The sequence below is a fragment of the Hoeflea marina genome (assembly GCF_003182275.1).
GTDB lineage: Bacteria > Pseudomonadota > Alphaproteobacteria > Rhizobiales > Rhizobiaceae > Hoeflea > Hoeflea marina.
Map to the genome: position 1 here is coordinate 36,106 of NZ_QGTR01000002.1, position 14,794 is coordinate 50,899.

At 66.8% G+C, this 14,794-nt stretch carries 13 protein-coding genes and 1 tRNA gene; 11 read left to right on the plus strand and 3 right to left on the minus strand.

Features of this window, described 5'->3' with window-relative positions; genetic code table 11:
• Positions 1-218: 218 nt before the first annotated feature.
• Entirely contained in the window at positions 219-4,925 is a 4,707-nt protein-coding gene (locus tag DFR52_RS06675) for a PAS domain-containing sensor histidine kinase (protein ID WP_110031196.1), read from the minus strand.
• A 250-nt stretch (positions 4,926-5,175) separates the two neighbouring features.
• Here DFR52_RS06675 and DFR52_RS06680 point away from each other — a divergent pair, with 250 nt between their 5' ends.
• The 5 genes from DFR52_RS06680 to DFR52_RS06700 all read left to right on the plus strand — a co-directional run bounded on the left by DFR52_RS06680 (position 5,176) and on the right by DFR52_RS06700 (position 7,267).
• Positions 5,176-5,667: a phasin family protein gene (locus DFR52_RS06680; protein ID WP_110031197.1), complete on the plus strand. Its 492-nt coding sequence runs from the start codon at positions 5,176-5,178 to the stop codon at positions 5,665-5,667.
• A gap of 163 nt (positions 5,668-5,830) precedes the next feature.
• Positions 5,831-5,907 (plus strand) — tRNA-His (locus DFR52_RS06685).
• 134 nt (positions 5,908-6,041) lie between these two features.
• Entirely contained in the window at positions 6,042-6,344 is a 303-nt protein-coding gene (locus DFR52_RS06690) for a type II toxin-antitoxin system RelE/ParE family toxin (RefSeq protein ID WP_110031198.1), read from the plus strand.
• Positions 6,345-6,353: 9 nt separating this feature from the next.
• Positions 6,354-6,644 carry a HigA family addiction module antitoxin gene (locus DFR52_RS06695; protein WP_110031199.1) on the plus strand — a complete coding sequence of 97 codons (291 nt, stop codon included), beginning with the start codon at positions 6,354-6,356 and terminating at the stop codon, positions 6,642-6,644.
• Between the two features lie 278 nt (positions 6,645-6,922).
• Positions 6,923-7,267 carry a hypothetical protein gene (locus DFR52_RS06700; RefSeq protein ID WP_110031200.1) on the plus strand — a complete coding sequence of 115 codons (345 nt, stop codon included), beginning with the start codon at positions 6,923-6,925 and terminating at the stop codon, positions 7,265-7,267.
• A gap of 39 nt (positions 7,268-7,306) precedes the next feature.
• On the opposite strand, the gene DFR52_RS06705 is transcribed toward DFR52_RS06700, so the two are convergent.
• Positions 7,307-8,230: an MYG1 family protein gene (locus DFR52_RS06705; RefSeq protein ID WP_110031201.1), complete on the minus strand. Its 924-nt coding sequence runs from the start codon at positions 8,228-8,230 to the stop codon at positions 7,307-7,309.
• Between DFR52_RS06705 and DFR52_RS24170 the strand changes: the two genes are divergently transcribed.
• Both DFR52_RS24170 and DFR52_RS06710 read left to right on the plus strand, forming a co-directional pair.
• Positions 8,229-8,531, plus strand: coding sequence for a hypothetical protein (locus DFR52_RS24170; protein WP_146215547.1), 303 nt, complete (start codon positions 8,229-8,231; stop codon positions 8,529-8,531). The genes DFR52_RS06705 and DFR52_RS24170 overlap by 2 nt on opposite strands.
• Positions 8,532-8,565: 34 nt before the next feature.
• A complete protein-coding gene (locus tag DFR52_RS06710) occupies positions 8,566-10,437 on the plus strand; it encodes a heavy metal translocating P-type ATPase (RefSeq protein ID WP_110031202.1) in 1,872 nt (623 codons plus the stop codon).
• Between the two features lie 22 nt (positions 10,438-10,459).
• On the opposite strand, the gene DFR52_RS06715 is transcribed toward DFR52_RS06710, so the two are convergent.
• Entirely contained in the window at positions 10,460-10,696 is a 237-nt protein-coding gene (locus DFR52_RS06715) for an Lrp/AsnC ligand binding domain-containing protein (protein ID WP_110031988.1), read from the minus strand.
• A 250-nt stretch (positions 10,697-10,946) separates the two neighbouring features.
• On the opposite strand from DFR52_RS06715, the gene DFR52_RS06720 reads away from it, so the two are divergent.
• The 4 genes from DFR52_RS06720 to DFR52_RS06735 all read left to right on the plus strand — a co-directional run bounded on the left by DFR52_RS06720 (position 10,947) and on the right by DFR52_RS06735 (position 14,794).
• Positions 10,947-12,089, plus strand: a complete 1,143-nt coding sequence (locus tag DFR52_RS06720; protein ID WP_110031203.1) for an ABC transporter substrate-binding protein — start codon at positions 10,947-10,949, stop codon at positions 12,087-12,089.
• A gap of 63 nt (positions 12,090-12,152) precedes the next feature.
• Positions 12,153-13,073: a branched-chain amino acid ABC transporter permease gene (locus DFR52_RS06725; RefSeq protein ID WP_110031204.1), complete on the plus strand. Its 921-nt coding sequence runs from the start codon at positions 12,153-12,155 to the stop codon at positions 13,071-13,073.
• The gene (locus DFR52_RS06730) at positions 13,066-14,055 is read left to right on the plus strand and encodes a branched-chain amino acid ABC transporter permease (protein WP_110031205.1); all 990 of its coding nucleotides are present in this window, start codon (positions 13,066-13,068) and stop codon (positions 14,053-14,055) included. Before DFR52_RS06725 ends, DFR52_RS06730 begins: the two co-directional genes overlap by 8 nt.
• The gene (locus tag DFR52_RS06735; protein ID WP_110031206.1) at positions 14,048-14,794 is read left to right on the plus strand and encodes an ABC transporter ATP-binding protein; all 747 of its coding nucleotides are present in this window, start codon (positions 14,048-14,050) and stop codon (positions 14,792-14,794) included. Before DFR52_RS06730 ends, DFR52_RS06735 begins: the two co-directional genes overlap by 8 nt.

Below are 14,794 nucleotides of genomic sequence, written 5' to 3' on the forward strand. Positions count from 1 at the left end.
CCTTACCGCGAAAGTTAACCACAGGACAGGAAGGCCGGCCGATCCGTTGCATTTGACCGATTCCGGCAAGCTGCGGTTAATCCGACCCTCGCATAACGGAGAGGAACATTCGGGGCACCTGGTTGCCGCGTGTTGGTCAGCTTGTCATCAAACTCAAAGGGGCTTTCACAGCCCCTTTTTTTGTGTCTTCCGGCCGCGCCGCAAGCCGGCGGCTTGCTTCAATCGGCCAGCACGCGCTGCGGCGGGAAGGTGATCGTCACCAGCGTCCCTTCGCCCGGCGCCGAGACGATGTCGAACTGCGCCCGGTTGGATTCCACCATTGCCTTGGTCAGCGGCAGCCCCAGCCCGGTGCCGTCGCCGCGCTGGCGCGGGCCGGGTCCGACCTGGCCGAACGGCTTCATCGCCTGCTCCAGCTCCTTGCGGCCCATGCCGATGCCGGTGTCGCGGATGCGCAGCACGACGCTGCCGGACTGCTCATAGCCGGTCGAGACCACGATCTGGCCGCCCGATGGCGTGTAGCGGATGGCGTTGGAGACCAGATTGAGCGCGATCTGCTTGATCGAGCGCTGGTCCGCAACCACCTCCGGCACCGTCGCCGAGAGGCTGGTGCGGATGATCACCCGCTGGCTGTTGGCCATCGGCTGCAGCATCGAGACGCATTCGGCCAGATGATCGTTGAGGGCCACGGCGGTGAATTCGAGCTCCACCTGGCCGGCCTCGATCTTGGAGATGTCGAGGAGGTCATTGACGATGTCGAGCACATGCTTGCCCGAATTGCCGATGTCGTGGGCATATTCGAGATAGCGCGGGCTGCCGATCGGGCCGAAGCGCTCCTCCGCCATCATTTCGGAGAAGCCGATGATGGCGTTGAGCGGCGTGCGGATTTCGTGGCTGACGCGGGCCAGGAAGTCGCTCTTGTGCGAGTTCGCCGTCTCGGCGGCGCGCTTGGCGTTGCGCAGTTCCTCCTCCGAGCGCTTCCACTGGGTGATGTCGCGCAGCACGGCGCAATAGCCCTTCGAGCCGGTCAGATGCCCCATGGTCATGAACAGCGGCAGGAAGCCGCCAGCGGCCTCGCGGCCGATGACCTCGCGCCCGTCATTGAGCACACTGGAGACACCGTGATTGGCAAGCCCGCTGACATAGTCCATCACAGCGCGCTGGCTCTCATGGGCAAACAGCATGGCGAAGGGCTTGCCGCGGGTTTCCTGCTCATCATAGTTGAACAGGGCGCAGGCGGAGCGGTTCATGGAGCGGATGCTGCCGTCGGCGCGCAGGATGATGACGCCGTCGGTGGCGGTCTCCAGGATCGAGCGGAGTTCGGAGGCCTCGATCTCCAGCATGCCGACGCGGGCGTCATCCTCGCTGTCCGCGACGGGGTCCGTCATGGGGCCGGCCGGATCTTCCGCCTCGCTGCCGGCAAAGGCAGAGGGATCGCCGGTGGCCGCGTCGGGCAGCACCGATGCCGGCGACAGCGCCAGCATCAGCGCCTGCGTGTCATGCCAGTTGACCGAGCGCAGCCGTGCGGAGACCGGCACCTGTTCGCCATCGGCCCGAAGCATCAGCATGATGCCGTCCTTGATCCGGTCGTCGGCTTCGGGCTGATCGAGCAGCCGGTCAAGCCCGCCATGCGCGGAGAGATCCTCCGTCGAGCGATAACCGGTGAGAGCCAGGAATTCCGGATTGGCGTGCAGCAGGCCTTCTCCGGCATAAAACAGCAGCGCCGCGGGAATGGCGTCCACCAGCTGCTCGGTCAGGCCCGCGGGCATCTGCTGCCTCGGGGGAAGCGCAAAGGCGGATGGGGTCGGGGACGCGGACGCGGCCAGGGGAAGGGCGGCGGCCTCAATGGGCGTTTCGGCGGCATCGTCGCCGTCGGCCGGCGGCAACTGTCCGCTCACGACTTCATCCGCCGCGCCGGCAGTGGCTGGCGCATGGTCATCGTTGGCCGCGTGGTGGTCTTCGGTCCGCACCGGGTCGGCGGCGGTGGCCTGTGCCGACGGCTCGCCTGGTTCCGCATCGGCGCTTGCGGCCATTGCATCTGTCGCGGGTGTGTCGGCGTCATGGATCACAGGCCGGGCGGCCTCGGGTTCGGCCTGGTCGCGCGTCTCGCCGGACGCAGCGATGCCGGGCGGAAGGGCGCCGGGGTCCATCGCGGGCCAGGGCTCGGCCACCTCCTCGCCGCTCACTTCGGCGGAGGGCTCTTCATGTTCGGACTCGTCCTGTTCGGCCGCGTCTTGCACGGAAAAGAGATCGCGCTCGCCGGCGTCGGCAGCGCTTGGGTCTGTGGGGGCGCTGTCCGCCGCGACGGTGTCGCGGTCGGGGTGGGATTCGATCTCCACCTCCGCCGCGGCAGGGGAAACTTCACCGGCGTCCGCGGTGGCGGCGATGCCATCCTGCTCGGTACCGGACTCGGCGGCGGCATCGATGGCTTCGTCCGGCCGATCGTCCGCGCCACTGTCTTCCTCGGCGCTGTCGCCGTCGGATCGGGCTTCGGTCTCCGCCTCCGCCGCATCTCGGGGAAGATCCTCGGCTTCCGGGGCGGTGGCGCCGACATCCGCCGCAGCGAAGTCGGCGTCCGGCAGAACGGCGAGGCCATTCTGCTCGGTGCCGGACGCGGCGCCGGTATCGATGGAGTCGATCGGATGATCGTCTTCCACGGCGGTGGTGCTGTCCTGGCCGGCGGCCTCGGCTTCCGCCGCCCTGGCCGCGTCCGCCCTGGCCGCGTCCGCCCTGGCAACGTCCGTCAGGCGCACGCCGATCTCCTGGAAGGCGGCCTGCTCCTGCGGCGACAGCGCGTCACGGGCCCGTGCCCGGCGCTCCCCGAGATCGATGATCTTGTCGCTTTCGCGTCGTCCGAGATTGGATCCCATATGAAGCGCCGGCACCTCGCCGCGGAACTGGTCGGCGGGCTGGACCGGCGTCTCCATCATCTCGGGCTCGGGCTCGGGCTCGGGCTCGGCCGTCGTGTCGTCGTCCTCGCCGCCGGTCAGATCCTCGTCATCGACGGCGTCCGTCATCACCTCTTCCGCCGTCATGTTGGCGTCGAACACCGATACCGGCTCATAGGTCACCTCCGGCTCGCCGGCAGCCGCTGGGTTGTCCTCCGGCGCCGCGGCCCTGGTGGTCACGTCCTCGATCCGTGCGGCCAGCCGGGCATAGGCATCCGGGGCGTCGGCGGACAGTTCGTCGATCTCGATCGCTTCGTCGGCCGCCGGCTCGATCCGGGCGCCCGGCACCAGCGCCAGGCCGAGCGCTTCCGGGTCCAGGCGCGCTTCGGAGGGACGGACAATGCCGAAACCGCGGAAGCCGTCGAACTGGCGATCGCGCGTGTAGGTGGGCAGCGCGGCCAGGTCCACCGGTGCGGCCAGATCGGTGCCCTGGATCGGCCAGTGCACGGTCTTGCCGGACCATGTGTCGCGGCGGCTCAACAGATCGGTGATGACATGGTCGCGGTCGATGTTGAAGACCCGCGCGATGTCGGGAAACTTGCGGCCTATGATGTCGGCTGCATTGGGGCCGACGGCGGCGGCAAAGTCCGGCGAGACTTCGCTGAAGGCGCCATGGCGGTCGATCTTCCAGACGAAGCGCACCGGACGGCCGCCGGGATCGAAGCGGAACTCCGGCCCCTCGGGCACGGCGGCTGCGGATGTGTCCGCGCGGCTCTCGTCTGGGGCTTCCAGTTCGCCGGCGCCAACGAGCCGGTCGGTGGCCGAGTCGGGTTCATCGGCGGACAGTGGCGTATCGCGATAGGGCTCGGTGCTATCGCCGGCTTCGACTTCGGCTTCGGTTTCGGAGAGGAGCGCATCCTGAGTGTCCGACAGCAGAGCCGCGACTTCCGTTCCGGTCGGCTCGGCGTCCTTCTGCGCGCCCGGCAGGGCGTCATCGTGATCCTGTTCGGTGTCGGTCTGGGCTACGCGGTCCGGATCCGCGTCGGTCCAGACCTGCGATGCCAGGCCGGTGGCATCGAGCGGCGGCACGGAGCCTGCGGCCTCCACCGGGGCGGGGCCGTCCGGATCGAGAGTTGTGTCCGGCGCGCCGGCCACCAGATCCCGGGCCTGGGCGAACTCGAACGGAATTGCCGCCTCCTCCGGTGCGCGCGGTGCGCCAGCCTCCAGTTCGCTGCGCAGGCGGTCGACATCGAGACCGCCTTCGGTCGGTGCGGTTTCCGGCGTGGCCGGGGCGGGCGCGCTCGTCACCGCGTCGGCAAGGGGGGGCGATGCTGCGGCCCCTTCTGTCGCAGCTTCGCCCGCACCGGCCTCCTCGCTTGCAGCCGGTTCGACCACAAACAGCAGGTGCAGCGCCGGAGCGTCGGTCAGCCGGCCGATGGCGGCGGGCAAAGGGCCACGCGCCGAGCCGATCATCCGCTTGACCATGCGGTCGCGGTCGGCGGCGACATCGGCGACCATGCGCCGGGTCTCTTCGGTCGAAAGGCCGACCGCCGTGAAGGACGGGGAGGCGGCCAGGACTGTGCCCTCGGCGTCGAGCACCGCCACATGGGTGTCCGTGTCGTTGAAGCCGCTGATGATGCTGCGCGCCCGCGCGGCATCGTCCTGCGCCGCGTCGGCCTGCCCGCCCGAGAGCAGGATCAGAGTCTCGTCACCGCCCAGATCCAGGAATTCGACCCGGGCAGGCAGGGCTATGCGCCTGAATCCCGAGGCCACCCGCATCATGAAATTGGTCGCGGGCTGTCGCGCCAGTCCGCCCACGGCGCTCTCGACCTGTCGCGCCAGCGCCGGCTGGCCATTGATCCCGCCTTCCAGCAGTTCGTAGATGCTGGAATAGCCGAACAGCCGCGCCGCCGCGCCGTTGGCCCACAGCACGTCGCCGAGATCCGCGGTGAGCACCGCCACCGCTTCGCCTGCGGCAAAACGGTCGCGGATGGCCGCATGGACTGCCAGATCGATGAACGGGTAGCGGGCTTGCTGCATGGTGTCGGTATCCGGTTGGATCGGCCAGAGGGGCGAGAGGCCCCGTTAAGACAATATTAATAGCTTTCCCGCCGGTTTCGGTCCAGCATTGCCGCATCCGGCTGCCGGAATTGTCATGAAACGGTTAATGCTGAAGTGCGTTGCATCAAAAATGTTGCATTGCACAATAAATGATGCTAGGTTTTCTGCATCCGATACAGAGCCACGGGCGGTTCCCTGGCCTGGCTGCAAACCGTCAAGGAGAAGCATCATGGCATCGAAGAAATCCACCACCTCCGCGGAAATGTTCGAGTTCCCCAAGTTCGACATGAACAAGATGGCTGATTCCTACCGCGAACTGGCCGAGAAATCGGCGGCGCAGGGCAAGGAAGTCTACGCCAAGGCCAAGACCGCCGCCGAAGACTCCACCAAGGCGCTCGAGAGCACGCTGGAAAGCGCCCAGGCCGGCACAGTCGAACTGAGCCTCAAGGCCATCGAGGCCATGCGCGTCAACAGCGATCTCTCCCTGTCGCACATGGAAGCCATGCTCGGCGTCAAGTCGGTCGCCCAGATGATCGAACTGCAGACCGGCTTTTTCCGCAAGCAGGCCGAAGTGATGGCCGACCAGGCCAAGATGATGCAGGAGACCGCGCGCAAGGTCGCCGAGAACGTCTCCAGGCCGGTCAAGGCCGTCAGCGAGAAGAATATGGCCGAGTTGAAGTCCGTCGGCGAAAAGGCCATGGACGATTTCCAGGCAGCCTGAGCGCGCCGGGGAAAGTGACATCAAGGGCCGGGCCTCAGCGCCCGGCCTTTTCACGTTCCGCCTCATTTTGGTCGGCACAAACGGGAAAAGCAGGCCCAAAGGTCTTGCAAATTTTTCGCCTTGCCCGTATGTGAGCGGCGTTGCGCCTCGAACGGGCGCTCGTGCGGTTGTAGCTCAGTTGGTTAGAGCGCCGGATTGTGGATCCGGAGGTCGCTGGTTCAACCCCAGCCAACCGTACCATTTTTTCCTACCTGAAACTGTCGGCCGGAGTGCCCTGTGTGCGACGGGACGGATGCGCGCACCGACGGGTGGGGGCGCTGTCTGCTTCGTGCAAACTGCAAGCGAATCCAGATCACTCCCTTGAAATATGTATCATGTTGCGATACATGTTTGCCATGATCCTGAGCACGAAAGGCAGGCTGGCTGCAAGCGCCGTCAACGATGTCTACGGCAAGGGCTTTCCGGCTGAGCTGGTGAAGCGGACACGCGTCATGCTCTCCGCCATGGACGCCGCAACAGCGCTTGAGGATCTGAGATTCCCGCCTGGCAATGGCCTCGAGGCCTTGTCCGGCAATCGGGCAGGCCAGCATTCGGTGCGTATCAACAAGCAGTGGCGCATCTGTTTTGTCTGGACCGATCAGGGACCGGAAGACGTGGAAATTGTGGACTACCATTGAGGTGAACCGATGAGCATGATCAGAAATCCCGCACATCCAGGCGAGGTGCTGAGCGAATTGTTCCTGGAACCGCTGGGCATGAGCGCCGGCGCGCTTTCGAAGCGCATCCATGTCCCGCGCACCCGCATCGAACGGCTGGTCAAGGGTGAGACGGCCCTGACGGCCGACACCGCCTTGCGGCTCTCCGCCTTTTTCGGAAACACTGCCGAGTTCTGGTTGAACCTTCAGCGCGCCCATGATCTGGCGATGGCGAGATTGGTCATTGATGTGTCACACATCAGGCCCATGGCAGCCGCCTGAGGCGCGCCGCGCGGCCTTATGCATGTCGCCCGAAAGTGTGCAGCGGTTTCGGGATCACGACATGCATAATCAAAAAAGCTAAAGCACATCGCGCGGATCTGAATTCACGCCATGTGCTTTAGTGACGGGCGGTCGAATGCGGCGCTCTCCGCCTGTCCAGACTGCGTGGTGCCAGGCGTCGGCGGTCGGTCGATTCTGTCCCGATTTCGTCCCTCTTAAGGATTTGTTGCGACACTGCGCTGGTGCAGGCGACAGGACGTGAAAGCGAGGCAGCAGCAATGGTGACGGACTGGAGGGCGGCCATCGTCGACAGCGCGGACATGGCAAGGCAGATCGCGTCCGAAATCCCCGCGGTCGTGGGCAGCACCAGCATCACCGTCGATCAGGCGGCCCTGCTCTATGAGGGCATCGAGCGCTGCGCCCGGGCGCTCGACCGCATTCTAGAGGACATGCCGCAGGATGAGGTGGATCCGGCGCTCGGCGAGGCGGCCGAGACGCTGGCCGACCTCTGGGCGGTGCTGTCGGTTGCAGCCGCCAACAAGATCCGCACGCTGCGCGGATTGAAGCCGATGACGAGTCCGGGCGACGAATACCGGGGCGACGACGACGCCGGCGACGCCTGAGCGGTCGCCGCTCGGCCATTGCAGGCTCGCGACGATTTGTCAGCCCGCGATGGCGACAGCCTCCGCGACCGCAAGTTCGGCCATGGCCATGGCGGCCTCGCGGGTTTTGGCGGCGGCAATGAAGCGGCCATTGTGGCAGAAACTCGCGCCTTCGACGCCGCAGACAGCCTCCAGATCCGCATCGGTCAGGCCGGCCCAGCCCGCCGGCAGATCCGCCCGCAGCTCGAAGCCCTCCTCGGCGCGCCTTATGCCGGTCAGGCACCAGTCATGGCCGCGCGGGTGCACGACGAACAGCAGGTGGTCGGCGCCCGCCCTGACCACGGCCGGGCGGAACGGCATTCCCATCGGCAGTTCCAGAATGCGCTGCTCGCCCGCCTCGGCAATCGCCCGCTGCACGAGTGCCTCCGCCCGGAGTTTGGCGGCACTCTTGCCCACCCGCGCCTCGACAAAGCTTCGGGCGATGGCCAGCGCGGTGTGAAAGCCGCGATCCTCCGCCTCCGGATCGGTCTCGTCGAAGACCGGCTTCAGCGTTTCCAAAAGCGCCGGCAGCGTCAGGATCGCCAGCGGCCCGGTCGGGCTGAGCGCCCCGTTGTCCGTCAGGTCGACAGGCAGCACGAAGCTGGCGTCGAAGGAGGCATGGACGGCCTCGACATGCGCGTCCGGCACATTCGAGGCAGCCAGATAGGCATGGCCGAAATGCTTCCAGATCAGGCCGAACGAGCTGTAGGGCTGGCCGTCCTCGCGCAGCGGCGCGCCGCGCTGGTGGTGGTCGAAGATGCGCGCCTCGGCGTCGTAGATGCCGCCAACGTCGTAGATGATGCGGTTCGCGCCTGGCGTGATCCATTCGGGCGACCTGCTGCGGACGATGCCTGCCTGAGGGTAAAGCCGGGTCAGGATGACGCTGGAGAGCAGTTCATCGGCATGGAAGCCACCGGAATGGGTGACGAGGAAGTCTGGATTCATGCCGGGATACGCCTTGTTGTTGGCAGGATGCTTGCGGTTGCATGAAATAGCCGTTGATGCACGGCATCGCAAACCGTTTTCGCACAACCGCTTCCGGCAGCAGCGCCCGGTCGGACTGTTTCCCGCCGGACTGCCGATCGCCGGCCGCTTGCCGGCAGGCAGCCAACACGTCAGAGATGACATCGGAGATACGCTGATCGGCAAGGCGGCCACCTGCGACCGTTCCACAATGCGGTCGCAAAGTCCGTGGCGGAAGCCTACAGTCGGTGCCTTATCTGCCGTCGAAGTGCCGCCCGGCTGATCGGGATGTTCGCCCATGACACGAGGAGCATGCCATGCAACCGGATAAGCCCGACGATCGCGCCAAATGGCTGTTGCTGGGGCTGGCGGGACTTGGGCTGACCGCGGGCGTCGGCATGTGGCTGCTGGGCCGGGCCGACATCGCCCGGCTGGTATGGATCGCCGGTACGCTGCCGGTGCTGGTGGCGCTCTATGTCGAGATCGTCCGCAGCCTGATGCGCGGCGAATTCGGCCTCGACATCGTCGCGGCGCTGTCCATGACCGCGGCTCTTATCTTCGACGAAACGCTTGCCGCTGCCGTGGTGGCGCTGATGTATTCAGGCGGCACCTTCCTCGAGAGCTTTGCGGAGGGCAGGGCGCGGCGTGACATGGAAGAACTCCTGTCCAAGGTGCCGCGCACTGCGGTTCGCCACGAGGACGGCCAACTCGTCGAGGTTCTGCTCGATGTGCTCGAGCCCGGCGACCTGCTGCTGATCCGGCAGGGCGACGTCGTGCCGGTCGACGGCACGCTGGCGGGCAGTGGCGCCATGCTCGACCAGTCTGCGCTGACCGGGGAATCCATGCCGGTGCGGATTGCGACAAACGAGCCGGTGATGAGCGGCTCGACCAATGCCGGGGAGGCGTTCGATCTCCTTGCCACCCACCGGGCCGCCGAAAGCACCTATGCCGGTATCGTCCGGCTGGTAGAGGAGGCGCAGAAATCCAAGGCGCCGATCTCGCGGATGGCCGACCGCTACTCGGTCATCTTCCTGTTTCTCACGGTCGGCATCGCCACGGCTGCCTGGTGGTTCACCGGCGATCCGATCCGCGCCGTGGCCGTGCTGGTGGTCGCCACACCGTGCCCGCTGATCCTCGCCGTGCCGGTGGCGCTGGTGGCGGGTCTGTCGCGAGCGGCGCGCTTCGGCGTGCTGATCAAGGGCGGCAGGCCGCTCGAGGCGCTGGCACGGGTCAAGACGCTCATTCTCGACAAGACCGGAACGCTCACCGACGGGCGTCCGGGCATCATCTCGATCGAGACCGCCAACGGCTTTTCCGAGGACGACGTGCTGCGCTTTGCTGCCTCTCTCGACCAGGTCTCCAAGCATCCGATCGCCCAGGCAATCCTCGCCGCAGCCGCTGAGGCCGGGCAGCGGCTCGCCGTTCCGCAATCGTCCGCGGAGACGCCGGGAGAAGGGGTCAATGGCGTCATCGACGGCCGCAAGGTCTGCGTCGGCGGCGCCGACTTTGTCGCCCGCCAGATCGGCTCGGATCCGGCTCCCGACAGCGCGCGCAGCGCGGGGTCGGTGCTCGTCGCCGTCTCGGTCGACGGCAGGCTGGCGGGCCGGATCCTGATGGCGGACGCGCTTCGGCCCGGCACCGCGGGTTTCCTGAAGACCGCGCGGTCGCTCGGCGTCGAGCGCATCCTGCTTGCCACCGGCGACCGCCAGGCGGTGGCCGCGGCCGTCACCGAGGGGCTCGACCTCGACGCGGTGCGCTCCGAGCTGACGCCGGACCAGAAGGTGCTGCTTGTGCTGACCGAGCGCAAGAACGGCGCGGTGCTGATGGTCGGCGACGGCGTCAATGATGCTCCGGCGCTGGCCGCGGCCGATGTCGGCGTCGCCATGGGCGCGCGCGGGGCGGCGGCGTCGGCCGAAGCCGCCGACGTGGTGCTGCTCGTCGACCATCTCGACCGCCTGCTGCCCGGTCTCGAGATCGCCCGCAAGTCGGTCGCCATTGCGATGCAGAGTGTCTTCATCGGCATCGGGCTCTCGGTGGCCGGGATGATCGCCGCGGCGCTGGGCTATCTCACCCCGGTCGAGGGGGCGCTGCTGCAGGAGGCGATCGACGTCGCCGTCATCCTCAATGCACTCAGGGCCTTGCGCATCAACCCGCGCTCCGTTGCCAGCTCAGCGGCAGCTGCCGCATAGGGGCGCCGCCCGTCCGGCCCGGTCAGAAAGCCTTGAAGGTCAGGATCGTGTGGGTGCGCTCGATGCCGTCGATGGTGTGGATGTTGTTGGCGACGAAATGGCCGATGTCGACGTCATCCTCGACGTAGAATTTTGCCAGCAGGTCGAACTTGCCGCTGACGGAGTAGATCTCCGAGGCGATCTCGCGATTGGCGATCTCGTCGGCCACGTCATAGGCCTGCCCGAGCTTGCACTGGAACTCCACAAAAAAGCACTGCATCCGGGTCTCCTCTGGCTTTTCGGCCGCCTGGGCCGTTCGTGACCCTTCGAACCACGCTTTGCCGCCGCCATGCAAGCCTGAATTCCGCCCGGCATGGCCGGGAGCCAAGAAAAAGGACTCGCCCATCCGTTTTCCGCTGATATGGTTCCCGCCGGGGCGGGACCGCGGATGCGCCTGCCAGTGGGAACCAATTGCGCACGGGGAGGGGTTCGCCCCCGCCTTGTGAAGCCAAGTGAGTAGGGAGAGTCTGATGAAGAACACAGTTATCGCGGCCGCGACCATCGCGGCATTTGCGGCAGGCATGGCTTCGGCCCATGCCGATCCTGTCAAGGTCGGCATGATCACCACGCTGTCGGGCGGCGGCGCCTCGCTGGGGATCGATTCCCGCGACGGCTTCCTGCTGGCGGTCAAGCAGTCCGGCACCAAGGACATCGAGGTCATCGTCGAGGACGACGCGCAGAAGCCGGACCTCGCCGTGCAACTCGCCGACAAGCTGATCCAGTCCGACAAGGTCGACGTGCTCACCGGCATCGTCTGGTCCAACCTCGCCATGGCCGTGGTGCCGTCGGCCGTGGCGCAGGGCAAGCTCTACCTCTCCACCAACGCCGCGCCCTCGCAGCTCGCGGGCGCCGGCTGCAACGCCAATTACTACTCGGTCTCCTACCAGAACGACAATCTGCATGAAGCCGCCGGCGAATACGCCAACACCGCGGGCATGAAGAAGGTCTTCATCATGGCCCCCAACTACCCGGCGGGCAAGGATTCGCTGGCCGGCTTCAAGCGCTTCTACAAGGGCGAGGTGGTCTCCGAAATCTACACCGAACTCGGCGCCAAGGACTATGCCGGCGAAATCGCCCAGATCCGCGCCTCGGGCGCCGACGGCGTGTTCTTCTTCCTGCCCGGCGGCATGGGCATCTCCTTCATGAAGCAGTATGCCGGCGCCGGCGTCGACGTGCCGCTGATCGGTCCCGCCTTCTCGTTCGACCAGAACATCCTGCAGGCGGTCGGCGACGCGGCGCTTGGCGTCAAGAACACCTCGACCTGGTCGAAGGATCTCGACAACCAGGCCAACAAGGATTTCGTTGCCGCCTATCAGGCCGAATACAACCGGCTTCCGTCGATCTACGCGGCGCAGGGCTATGACACCGCCAACCTGCTGATCTCGGCGATGGCCAAGGCGGCGGTCTCCGACCAGGCCGGCTTCCGCACGGCGCTGGAAGCGGCCAATTTCAAATCGGTACGCGGCAAGTTCAGCTTCGGCCCCAATCATCATCCGATCCAGGACATCTATGTCCGCGAAGTGGTCAAGGAAGGCGACATCTACACCAACAAGATCGTCGCCACCGCGATGACGGATCATGCCGACGCCTACGCGGCCGATTGCAAAATGTAACATTCCGCATGCCGGGCGGGCCTGATCGGCCCGCCCGGCCTTGCATCACGGGCTCTTCCTTCCATGACATTCGCCCTCTTCACGGAGCAGATCCTCAACGGTCTCCAGCTCGGCGTCATGCTGTTCCTGATGGCGGCCGGGCTGACGCTGATCTTCGGCGTGATGGGGCTGATCAATCTCGCCCATGGCTCGCTGTTCATGGTCGGCGGGTTCGTCTGCGCCGCGGTCGCCGTGTGGAGCGGCTCGTTCTGGCTCGGCCTGGCTGCGAGCCTGGTGGCCTCGGCCGCCGCCGGCGCCCTGGTCGAGATCGCCGTCATCCGCAGGCTCTATGACCGCGACCATCTCGACCAGGTGCTCGCCACCTTCGCGCTGGTGCTGATGTTCTCGGAGGCCACCCGCTTCGTCTTCGGCTCCTCGCCGCTCTACCTCAATCCGCCCGCCATGCTCTCCGGTCCGGTGATGCTGCCCGGCGGCATTGCCTATCCGGCCTACCGGCTGGCGATCATCGTCGCCGGCCTCCTGGTTGCCGGCGGGCTGGGGCTGCTCATCAACCGCACGCGGCTCGGGGTGCGCATCCGCGCCGGAGAGGCCGACCGCGAGATGATCTCGGCGCTCGGCATCGACATCCGCACCCTCTACACGATCGTCTTCGCGCTCGGCGCGGCGCTGGCCGGGTTCGCCGGCGCGCTTGTCGGCGCCATCCAGTCGGTGGAGGTGGGCATGGGCGAACCGGTGCTGATCCTCGCCTTCGTCGTCATCGTCATCGGCGGCATCGGTTCGATCCGCGGCGCGTTGATCGCCTCCGTCATCGTCGGCGTCGTCGACACGATGGGCCGCTTTCTCCTGCCCGACCTGCTTTCCGGCATGATGGATGCCGCCTCGGCGCGCGGCACGGGCGCGGCAATCGCCTCGATGCTCATCTATGTGCTGATGGCGCTGGTGCTGATCGTCAAGCCGAGGGGGTTGTTTCCCGCCCATGGCTGAATTTCTCAACGAGCGGCGCATGTCGCTGGCCATCGCGCTGGCCCTGCTCGCCGTGCCGCTCATGGCCGAGTGGCTGGGCAACTCCTTCTACACCACGCTCGCCACCCGCGCCGCGATTCTGGCGCTGGCCGGCGTCGGCCTCAACATCGCGTTGGGCTCGGGCGGGCTGATCTCGCTTGGCCATGCCGCCTTCTTCGGCATCGGCGGCTATGCGGTTGGCATCATCGCCAGCCACCACCAGGCCTATGAGCCGCTGATGACCTGGCCGCTGACCATCGCCGCCACCAACCAGATGCCGGTGCTGTGGCTCGTGGCCATCCTGGCGAGCGGCCTGGCGGCGCTCATGATCGGGGCGCTCAGCCTGCGCACGTCGGGCGTCTATTTCATCATGATCACACTGGCGTTTGCGCAGATGATCTACTACTTCGCCGTCTCCTGGCCGGCCTATGGCGGACAGGACGGGCTGTCGATCTATGTCCGCGACGGCTTCCCCGGCCTCAACACGCTCCGGCCGCTCGACTTCTTCCTGCTCTGCTATGCGGTGCTGATGGTGGTGCTGGCGCTGGTGCGGATGATCTCGGGCGCACGCTTCGGCGCGATGCTCGAGGCGGTCCGGCAGAATCCGGCCCGCGTGGCGGCGCTCGGCCTGTCGCCCTTCCGCATCCGGCTTGTCGCCTTCGTGCTCTCCGGCATGGTCACCGGGCTTGCCGGCGCGCTCTATGCCGATCTCAACCGCTTCGTCAGTCCGTCGATGCTGTCCTGGCACATGTCGGGCGAGATCATGGTCTTCGTCATCCTCGGCGGCGCCGGGCGGCTGTTCGGGCCGGTGGCGGGCGCCTGCATCTATGTGCTCTTCGAGCATGTCTTCGGTGGCGTGAGCGACTACTGGCAGTTCTTTCTGGGGGCGCTGCTGCTCGGCGTGGTGCTGTTTGCGCGTGGCGGCCTTATCGGCCTGGCGGCGGGGAGGGCGCGGCATGACTGAACCGGTTCTCTCGCTGTCCGGCGTGACGCGGAGCTTCGGCGCGCTGAAGGTGTCCGACGCGGTCGATCTCGACCTGCGCGCCGGAGAGATCCATGCGCTGATCGGTCCCAACGGCGCCGGAAAGTCGACGCTGATCAAGCTGATATCGGGCGAGATCGAGCCCGACGCCGGCCGCATCCGCTTTGCCGGCCGCGATCTCCAGGGTCTCGACCAGGCGGCCCGGGCCCGTCTCGGGCTGGCGCGGACCTTTCAGGTCTCCTCGCTGATCCCGGATTTCTCGGTGCGCCGCAATGTCATGCTGGCGGTTCAGGCCCGCGAGGGATCTGGCTTCGGCTTCGTCCGCCAGGTCTCGGGCGACAGCCGGCTTGGCGATGCGGCGATGACGGCGCTCGGTCGCGTCGGGCTGCAGGACCGGGCGCAGGTGCCGGCGGCCGAGCTCTCGCACGGCGAACGCCGCCTGCTCGAGATCGCCATGGCGCTGGCGCTCAGGCCCAGGGCCTTCCTGATGGACGAGCCGATGGCGGGACTCGGCAGCGAGGGATCGGGCGCGCTGATCGGCTTTCTCGATTCGCTCCGCGGCGAGGCGCCGATCCTGCTCGTCGAGCACGACATGGACGCCGTCTTCGCGCTCGCCGACCGCATTTCCGTGCTGGTCGGCGGCCGGGTCATCGCCCATGGCAGCCCGGACGACATCCGCGCCGATGCGGATGTCCGCGCCGCCTATCTCGGGGAGGAGTGA

Bases quoted from the DNA above. Each gene is read 5' to 3' on its own strand.
- DFR52_RS06690 (WP_110031198.1), top strand. From the start codon at position 6,042: ATGTTGCGATACATGTTTGCCATGATCCTGAGCACGAAAGGCAGGCTG.
- DFR52_RS06720 (WP_110031203.1), top strand. From the start codon at position 10,947: ATGAAGAACACAGTTATCGCGGCCGCGACCATCGCGGCATTTGCGGCA.
- DFR52_RS06715 (WP_110031988.1), bottom strand. From the start codon at position 10,696: ATGCAGTGCTTTTTTGTGGAGTTCCAGTGCAAGCTCGGGCAGGCCTAT.
- DFR52_RS06730 (WP_110031205.1), top strand. From the start codon at position 13,066: ATGGCTGAATTTCTCAACGAGCGGCGCATGTCGCTGGCCATCGCGCTG.
- DFR52_RS06710 (WP_110031202.1), top strand. From the start codon at position 8,566: ATGCAACCGGATAAGCCCGACGATCGCGCCAAATGGCTGTTGCTGGGG.
- DFR52_RS06705 (WP_110031201.1), bottom strand. From the start codon at position 8,230: ATGAATCCAGACTTCCTCGTCACCCATTCCGGTGGCTTCCATGCCGAT.
- DFR52_RS24170 (WP_146215547.1), top strand. From the start codon at position 8,229: ATGCCGGGATACGCCTTGTTGTTGGCAGGATGCTTGCGGTTGCATGAA.
- DFR52_RS06675 (WP_110031196.1), bottom strand. From the start codon at position 4,925: ATGCAGCAAGCCCGCTACCCGTTCATCGATCTGGCAGTCCATGCGGCC.
- DFR52_RS06725 (WP_110031204.1), top strand. From the start codon at position 12,153: ATGACATTCGCCCTCTTCACGGAGCAGATCCTCAACGGTCTCCAGCTC.
- DFR52_RS06700 (WP_110031200.1), top strand. From the start codon at position 6,923: ATGGTGACGGACTGGAGGGCGGCCATCGTCGACAGCGCGGACATGGCA.
- DFR52_RS06680 (WP_110031197.1), top strand. From the start codon at position 5,176: ATGGCATCGAAGAAATCCACCACCTCCGCGGAAATGTTCGAGTTCCCC.
- DFR52_RS06735 (WP_110031206.1), top strand. From the start codon at position 14,048: ATGACTGAACCGGTTCTCTCGCTGTCCGGCGTGACGCGGAGCTTCGGC.
- DFR52_RS06695 (WP_110031199.1), top strand. From the start codon at position 6,354: ATGAGCATGATCAGAAATCCCGCACATCCAGGCGAGGTGCTGAGCGAA.